The organism is Nocardia sp. FDAARGOS_372 (assembly GCF_002554515.1).
GTDB lineage: Bacteria > Actinomycetota > Actinomycetes > Mycobacteriales > Mycobacteriaceae > Nocardia > Nocardia farcinica.
The window spans coordinates 4,021,911-4,029,853 of sequence record NZ_PDDW01000001.1; the positions used below are offsets into that span (position 1 = coordinate 4,021,911).

Sequence of the window (7,943 nt, forward strand, 5' to 3'; positions counted from 1 at the left end):
TCCCCCTATCCCGAGATCCGGAAGCCGGGGTCGATGCCCCAGATGGCCAGTGTCAGGAACAGATTCGCGAAGACCATCACGACGATCACCATCTTGATCGCGCGCCCGGCGGCCACCCCGACCCCTTCGGGCCCGCCGGTGGCGACATAGCCGTGGTAGCACTGGATGAAGGTCGCCAGCAGCACGAAGATCACGACCTTGAGCAGCGAGAAGAACACGTCCGTGCCGATGAGGAACTGGAAGAAGTAGTGGTCGTAGGTGCCCGCCGAGGTGCCACCCAGGAACAGCACCGACAGCTTCGTCGCCAGGTACGCCGTCGCCAGGCCGATGGTGTAGAGCGGGACGATCGTCAGTGTCGCGGCGATCATCCGCGTGCTGACCAGGTACGGCAGCGGCCGGATCGCGATCGACTCCAGCGCGTCGATCTCCTCCGAGATCCGCATCGAGCCCAGCTGTGCGGTGAACCGGCAGCCTGCCTGGATGGCGAAGGCCAGCGTGGCCAGGATCGGCGCGAGTTCACGGGTGGTCGCGAACCCGGAGATGGCGCCGGTGAGCGGACCCATCGTGAGCAGGTTGAGCGCGTTGAACGACTCCATGCCCACGGTGATGCCGCCGAAGGCGCACAGGATGACCACGACGCCGATGGTGCCGCCGCCCACCACCAGCGAGCCGTTGCCCCAGCCCACGTCGGCGGTGAGCCGCAGCACCTCCTTGCGGTAGTGCCTGAGCACGAACGGGACGGCACCCAGTGCCTGGAAGAACGTGATGGCCTGGTGCCCGAGCCGCTGGTTGGCCTGGTAGGGCACGGCGACCGCGGCGCCGACGACCCGCACGGGCCGCAGGGCGGGCGGCGTGTATTTCGAACCCACCTCAGATCACCTTCGTGGGGAACAGCGTGTTGTACAGCTGGGTGAGAATGATGTTGGTGGCGAACAACATCAGCGCCGAGGTGACCACCGCGGAGTTCACCGCGTTGGCCACCCCGCCCGGGCCGCCCTTGGCGTGCAGGCCGATGTCGCAGGCGATGATCGCGGTGAGCGCACCGAAGATCGCCGCCTTGACCAGCGCCACGATCAGGTCGCTCGCCACCGCGAAGGACGCGAAGGAGCCGATGAACGACCCGGGCGTGCCGGACTGGGCGTAGACGTTGAACATGTAGGCCGTCGCGAAGCCGGCGAAGACGATGAACCCGCACAGCAGCATGCTCACCAGCACCGCCGCCACCAGGCGCGGCGCGACCAGTCTGCGCACCGGGTTCACCCCCATCACCATCATGGCGTCGATCTCCTCACGGATGGTGCGCGAGCCGAGATCGGCGCAGATGGCCGAACCGACCGCGCCGGCGATCATCAGCGAGGTGACCAGAGGCGCGCCCTGGCGGATGATGCCGAGGCCGGCGACCGCGCCGATGAACGTCGTCGCGCCGACCTGGTTGACCAGCGCGCCGACCTGGATGGACACCACCACCGCGATCGGGATGGCGACGAACACCGTCGGCGCCGCCGAGACGTTCGACATGAACGCGCACTGCCGGATGAACTCGTGGTAAGGGAACCGCCGCGCGGCCAGCGCGCGGAACAGTTCGATCACCGCGTCCCGGCCGAGCGTGACCTGGCGACCGAGGGTCTCCAGCGACTGCTGGGGGTGGCGTCGCCACAGACCCTTCAGATCGTCGACGGCGCGTTCGAGATCGGTTCGCGCCGTGGGGCTTTCCGTGATTGTCACGCTGCCCGAGTCCTTTCTGGGCGTTCTCTTCGCTCGCTCGCCTGCCGATAGCGGCTCTCCCCGGCGAGGGCGCGGAGCGTGTGAAGTGTTACACAGCCTGGCCGTGCACCACAAGTTCTATGTGAATAGATATTCTGTCTTGTATTGCCGTTGATCCCCATGCGGCGGTATCGCCGATCACACCGGATAAGTGGCCTTGATCAGCGGATATCGTCCGAATCCAGGGTGAATTCCGGACGCGACTCCGGAACCAACGAGTGATGCACGTTCATCATCGTTTCACACTGTGACGCGCACCGACCCGCGCCGGTTCACGCTGGATTGCTCAGATACTGCTGCAAGGCGAGCATGCCGAGACCGAGCGCGGCCACCCCCGCCGCCGCGGTGCCGAGCACGGCCAGCCAGAGCGCCAGGCGCAGTACCGGATTGACCTTCATCCGCCCGCCCAGGATCTTCACGCCGATGACCAGGATGTCGATGAGCCAGACCAGCGCCATCATGTCATGCACACATTCGCGAAGGTGAGCACCGGCCAGAACACGATCGATCCGAGGAACGACACGATCACATCGACGCCGTGCATGTCCCGCAGATGCGAGGTGTGCGTCAACGTCCAGACGACCCCGACCAGACCGTAGGGGATGCCGAGGATGATCAGGGTGCCGAGGAACTCGGATACCTTCATCTCGTAGCTGAATATTCGATCCAGCCTCTTGAGCATGTACGTCGCTTCCTTTCTGCCGGCGACCGCGCGCGGCCCGGTGTGGCGCGGCTCCGGCGTGGTGGCGCCGGGCCCGCACCGGTGGCACCCGGTCCGGTATCCGCCGGTATGTTACGCACGATTCATCGGTTTACGGAAGCGCTGGGGGCAAATCCGTCGCGGCCGGTACGCCGCCGACCGACCAGCGCGGATCGATCGGCCGAGTTCCGCGCCGGGGCGAGATAAGTTATTGATGATTCTCGTTCTGAATCCGAGGACCAACGGCCTGTTGCCTGACAGAATCATCGGTAACATAATGACCAGGGGCCGACGCCGACCGTGCCGGTCCGGAGGAAGGACGCTCATGACCGCAGTCGCTGCGCCGGATCACCGGCACGGATCCACGCCCCTGACCACGGAGCAGACGCGCATCCACATCCCCACCGCGCACCGGCCGTTCACCAAGCGCCCCCTGAAACTGCGTGACGCACTGGACTTCTGGTCGTTCGCGGGCGCCGCGGCCAATGTCGCGATGCAGATGTCGCACCCCGGGGTCGGTTACGGCGTGGCCGAGAGCAAGGTGGACTCGGGCGCGCTGATGAAGCACCCGTGGAAGCGGGCCCGCACCACCACCACCTATCTCGCGGTGGCCATCCTCGGCACCGACGAGGAACGCCGGGCCTACCGCGAGGCGGTGGACGCCGTGCACCGGCACGTGCGCTCCGAGCCCGGCGCGAAGGTCAAGTACAACGCCTTCGACCGCCACCTCCAGTTGTGGGTCGCGGCCTGTCTCTACATCGGCTTCGAGGACACCTACCAGCTGCTGTCGGGCAAGATGAGCGACGAGCAGGCGGAGGCCTTCTACGCCTCGTCCTCGACGCTGGGCACCACGCTGCAGGTCACCGAGGACATGTGGCCGGCCACCCGCGCCGAGTTCGACGCCTACTGGAACAAGGCGTGCGAGCAGGCCGTGCTCGACGACCACGTGCGCGCCTACATCGACGATCTGCTGAACCTGCGGATGATCCACTGGTCGCTGCGGCTACCGTTCCGCAACCTGCTGAAGTTCCTCACCACCGGCTTCCTGGCGCCCTACTTCCGCGAACAGATGGGGTTGGAATGGACCGCCGCCGACCAGCGGCGATTCGAGCATCTGTTCCTGTTCGTCGGCTTCGTCAACCGGTTCATCCCGCGCTTCGTCCGGCACGGCGGCAGCCATCTGCTGATGGCCGATCTGAAACGCCGCAAAAGGCGGGGCAAGAACTTAGTCTGAGGCAATGCCCGATACGCCTGCCCGGGGCGGCCGCCATGGTGACGCTCCGCTGCCGCCTGCGGCCGCTGACCCGGCTCAGGCGGGGCGCATCGTCGACATGGAACGCACGATCGCCGCGCCGATCGACGAGGTGTTCGACTGGATGACCGACGCGACGAACTATCCGCGGGTGCCCGCCGTGCGTCGCGTCACCCTCGTCCGCCCCGGCGACACCCACGGGCACGGGGCGGGCGCCATCCGCATCGTCAACACCCCGCTGCTGCGGATGACCGAGGAGATCGTCGAGTACCGGCGTCCGACGCTGATGCGCTACCGCATCACCCGCTCGGCACCGCCGCTGCGGCACGACGAGGGCTACATGGCCTTCCGCGAAGTTCCCGGCGGCACCCGCGTCCGGTGGTACTCCCGGTTCGAAGTCGACAGCCCGTTCGCCCGGGGCCCCCTCACCCTGCTGATGGTCCCGCTCATCGCCGCCGGCTTCCGGCTGGCTCTGGACACCTGCGCCAAGGAAGTCCGCAGCACCAAGAAGGTCTAGCCGCCGCGGTTTACGGCGTGCGGGCACCAATTGCGGTCGCCTCCGGCGGATTTCGAGTGCGCCGGCACGTTCGACCGGCATTCGGTCGACACCACAGTCCACCGGCCTTCCTATACAGATCGGATAGAAATATCGCGCATCTGCTGACCTATATGCGCAGCTGTTACAGCGAAATCTGTCCTTGTTGCAGACCTGCCGTCGTTCCGGTTTTCTCACTCGCGTTCAGCGACCAGGGCGGAGCCGGAGTGGGCGACGCGTCGAGCAGGAGGCAAGCGGATGACCGAGACGATCACCGTGACCGAGGTGAGTGGTGTCGAGACGGCAACGGCGGGTGCGGCCCTCGTGGACGGCCTGCTCGACCACGGCGTGGACACCGTCTTCGGCATCCCCGGGGTGCAGACCTACGAACTGTTCGAAGCACTCGGGCGGGCCGGCGATCGGATCGAGTTGATCAGCGCATGACACGAGCAGGCGTGCGCGTACATGGCGATGGGATACGCCCAGTCCACCGGCCGGCTGGGCGTCTGCTCCGTGGTGCCCGGGCCGGGCATCCTCAACGCGGCGGCGGGTCTGCTGACCGCGCGCGGCACCAACTCGCCGGTGCTCTGCCTCACCGGGGAGATCCCCACCGACTTCATGGGCAAGGGCTTCGGGCACCTGCACGAGATGCCCGACCAATTGACGACGCTGCGCAGCTTCGTCAAGTCCGCGGACAACGTGCTGCATCCGTCCGAGGCCAAACAGGTTCTGGCGCGGGCGATCCGCGCTGCCCGTGAGGGGCGGCCCGGACCGGCGGTGGTGGCGACCCCCTGGAACGTGCTGACCCAGTCGGCGCCGGTCGCCCCGGCCGTCCCCCTCGACATCGTGCAGCCCGCGGTCGATCCGTCCGCGGTCGCCGCGGCGGCCGAGCTGATCGCCACCGCACGCCACCCGATGATCCTGGTGGGTGGTGGCGCTCGCGGTGCGGTCGCCGAGATCAACGCGCTCGCTGCCGTGTTGCAGGCGCCGGTCGTCGCCCATCGCAGCGGCAAGGGCATCGTGGACGAGGCCGCACCGCTCGGCTTCACCTGCGCCGAAGGCTTCGCCCGCTGGCTCGACTGCGATCTGGTGCTCACCATCGGCACCCGCGCCGAACTCCTCTGGTTCCGCTGGCCGAAGAAGCCCGCGGCGGTGCCGAGCATCAACATCGATATCGATCCGACCGGTCACACGCGCCTACAACCGACCGTCGCGATCACCGCCGACGCCGCAGCCGCGACCGCGGCACTGCTCGACGCCCTGGTAGCCGCCGGTGTCCACCGCCCCGATCGCACCGCCGAGTTCACCGAACTGAAGGCCGCGATCCGCGCCGAGATCGATGCGTACCTGCAACCCCATCGCGACTACCTGGCCGCGATCCGCCGCGCGCTGCCGGGCGACGGTTTCTTCGTCGAGGAGGTCTCCCAGATCGGCTTCGCCTCGTACTTCTCGTTTCCGGTGTCCGCGCCACGGCAGTTCGTCACCTGCGGGTATCAGGGCAACCTCGGCTACGGCTTCCCCACCGCGCTCGGGGTGAAGGCCGCGCACCGGGATCGCGCGGTGGTCGCGGTGTCCGGCGACGGCGGATTCCAGTTCGGCATCCAGGAACTCGCGACCGCCGTTCAGCACCGGCTCGGGGTCGCCGTCGTGGTGTTCGACAATGCCGCCTTCGGCAACGTCAAGGCGGACCAGGAGCGCATCTACGGCCGCGCCGTCGGGTCGGAGCTGCGGAATCCGGATTTCGTCGCGGTCGCGCGGGCCTATGGGGCGCACGGCTGCCGGGTGGACGCACCCGAGGATCTGGAGCGGGCCGTCGCCGCGGCGGTCGATCGCGACCTGCCGTCGGTGATCGTCGTCCCCATGCCGCTGGAGCCCGGTGTGGCGCCCTGGCGCTATCTCATGCCCGATCTGCCGCCGGGCAGCTACGCCCCGTAGGCGGGCGCGCCCGCCGGCATCCGCTCAGGTCGGGGGCATGGGGAGCGGGATGGTGACGCCGAAGGGCAGTTCGATGCTCGGGGTGTGCGGGGTCGCTGGGGGCGGGGCGGGGGCTTCGGCCTCGGGCGTGGTGAGCTCCAGGGGCGCGGCGGGGCCGTAGGTCTGCTCGGGGAGGTCGGCGGGGACGGACGGTTCGGGCTCGGGGTCCGGGACGAGGGGTTCGCCCGGCCCCGCGCAGAGCAGACCGCAGGAGACGGCGCCGATACCGGGGAGGGTGATCAGCGTGGGTTGCTCGCGGCGCGGGATTTCGGTGGGTGCCATCGGTTCCAAGGTGAGCGGGCGGTCGCCGGTCGGGGACTGGGCGAGGATGCCGGGGCCGTCGACGGCGCGGGGCGCGCCGGGGGTACTCGACGGCGGAACGCGATCGGGAGCGACGGTGACCGGGGTGGGAGCGCCGCCGGTGCGGTAGGCCGCCGACCAGCTCAACACGTCGGCGGCATAGGAGGCGGAATTGTTGTAGCGCAGCACCGCTCGCAGTTCCTGCTGCGGATCACGCAGGTTAAGGCCCCCGGAGCAGAGGTATTTGCCCGCGGCCAGCGAGGCGTCGAACACGTTGTGCGGGTCGGCGACGCCGTCGCCGTTGCCGTCGGCGGAGTACAGCGACCAGGTGCTGGGCAGGAACTGCATGGGACCGACGGCCCGGACGTAGCCGCCGTCGGCGGCCTCGATGATCTCGTTGCCGGGCAGTGTGCCGTCCAGCGCGGGACCGAAGATCGGCGAGACGGTGGTGCCCGCGGCGTCGGTGCGGCCACCGCTCGCGTGCGCGGATTCGATGCGGCCGATGCCGGCGAGCAGGTGCCAGCTCAGTCCGCAGCCGGGCATCGAGGAGGCCAGGGCCAGTTCGGCATTGCGGTAGGCGGCCAGCACGATCTCCGGAATGCCCAGGACCCCACCGCTTCTGGGTAGCGCGATCTCGCGCAGCGGCACCGCGACCGCGGCGTCGGCGGGTGGGGTGATGCTGCGCAGCGCGCGCGGCGTGTCCGACGCGACGGTCAACAGGCCGACGGTGCGGTCGGCGGCGGGCACGAACTCGGCGGGCGGCTCCACCGGTTCGGCGGGCGCCTGCGCACCCTGCGCGGTGGAGCCCGCCATGAGGAGCCCGGCGGTGAGCAGTGCCGAGGCAGTGAGTGGAGCAGATGTACGCATGACCCCCGACCAATCCCGTCCCGCACGGAACCGGGCCCGATTCGAGGGGCACCGTTCGGGACGACGTCGTCCGATGCGCCACGACGTGCCCCGATGACATCGTCGCACCGCAGGTGACTGTGAGAACAGTCATTAACATACAGGATGTTCCCGCAAGTAGCGAAGCATTGATTCGCGGAATCTCTACTCACTTATAGGCAGGCGGGGGCTGGTGTGAGCCGCTCCGGGCACCTCGGACCGGAAACGCCGCCGCCGCGCCGGTGGGACACACGGCGCGGCGGCGGGGGCCTGCGGGGTCGCTGGGCGGGTCAGCGTTCGGTGGTGGCGGCGATGAGCGAGTTGGGGCGCATGTCGAGCCAGTGGCGCTCGACGTAGTCCAGGCACGCGGTGCGGGTGCCCGGCCCGTGGGCGATGGTCCAGCCGGTGGGCACGGCCGCGAACACCGGCCAGAGCGAGTGTTCGCCCTCCTCGTTGGTCAGCACGTAGAACTGGGCGGTGTCGTCGTCGAACGGGTTGGTCATGGCATCACCTTCCGTGGGTGTGGTTGTCGA

General features: G+C 68.6%; 8 protein-coding genes and 1 pseudogene. 3 read left to right on the forward strand and 6 right to left on the reverse strand.

From position 1 onward, the window contains the following. Nucleotides 1-5: 5 nt before the first annotated feature. From CRM89_RS19070 to CRM89_RS19085, 4 genes are all read right to left on the reverse strand, one after another. A complete protein-coding gene (locus tag CRM89_RS19070) occupies nt 6-869 on the reverse strand; it encodes an ABC transporter permease (RefSeq protein ID WP_086841699.1) in 864 nt (287 codons plus the stop codon). A 1-nt stretch (nt 870) separates the two neighbouring features. Next, the gene (locus CRM89_RS19075) at nt 871-1,725 is read right to left on the reverse strand and encodes an ABC transporter permease (RefSeq protein ID WP_098085429.1); all 855 of its coding nucleotides are present in this window, start codon (nt 1,723-1,725) and stop codon (nt 871-873) included. Between the two features lie 311 nt (nt 1,726-2,036). Beyond that, nucleotides 2,037-2,225 (reverse strand): hypothetical protein, encoded by a 189-nt coding sequence (locus CRM89_RS19080; protein WP_098087056.1) that lies wholly within the window; start codon nt 2,223-2,225, stop codon nt 2,037-2,039. Next, nucleotides 2,222-2,446 carry a hypothetical protein gene (locus CRM89_RS19085; protein WP_011211590.1) on the reverse strand — a complete coding sequence of 75 codons (225 nt, stop codon included), beginning with the start codon at nt 2,444-2,446 and terminating at the stop codon, nt 2,222-2,224. The genes CRM89_RS19080 and CRM89_RS19085 overlap by 4 nt, the downstream gene beginning before the upstream one ends. Nucleotides 2,447-2,789: 343 nt before the next feature. On the opposite strand from CRM89_RS19085, the gene CRM89_RS19090 reads away from it, so the two are divergent. The 3 genes and pseudogenes from CRM89_RS19090 to CRM89_RS19100 all read left to right on the forward strand — a co-directional run bounded on the left by CRM89_RS19090 (nt 2,790) and on the right by CRM89_RS19100 (nt 6,186). Next, nucleotides 2,790-3,698, forward strand: a complete 909-nt coding sequence (locus CRM89_RS19090) for an oxygenase MpaB family protein (RefSeq protein ID WP_060594314.1) — start codon at nt 2,790-2,792, stop codon at nt 3,696-3,698. A gap of 97 nt (nt 3,699-3,795) precedes the next feature. Further along, nucleotides 3,796-4,233 (forward strand): SRPBCC family protein, encoded by a 438-nt coding sequence (locus tag CRM89_RS19095; protein ID WP_228786733.1) that lies wholly within the window; start codon nt 3,796-3,798, stop codon nt 4,231-4,233. A 276-nt stretch (nt 4,234-4,509) separates the two neighbouring features. Then, nucleotides 4,510-6,186 (forward strand): annotated as a pseudogene (locus CRM89_RS19100) (thiamine pyrophosphate-dependent enzyme). Between the two features lie 24 nt (nt 6,187-6,210). Here the strand turns inward: CRM89_RS19100 and CRM89_RS19105 are convergent. Together CRM89_RS19105 and CRM89_RS19110 are read right to left on the reverse strand one after the other, a co-directional pair. Beyond that, nucleotides 6,211-7,392, reverse strand: a complete 1,182-nt coding sequence (locus CRM89_RS19105) for a lytic transglycosylase domain-containing protein (RefSeq protein ID WP_170986827.1) — start codon at nt 7,390-7,392, stop codon at nt 6,211-6,213. Nucleotides 7,393-7,700: 308 nt separating this feature from the next. After that, the gene (locus CRM89_RS19110) at nt 7,701-7,913 is read right to left on the reverse strand and encodes an MbtH family protein (protein ID WP_011211595.1); all 213 of its coding nucleotides are present in this window, start codon (nt 7,911-7,913) and stop codon (nt 7,701-7,703) included. Between the last annotated feature and the right edge of the window lie 30 nt (nt 7,914-7,943).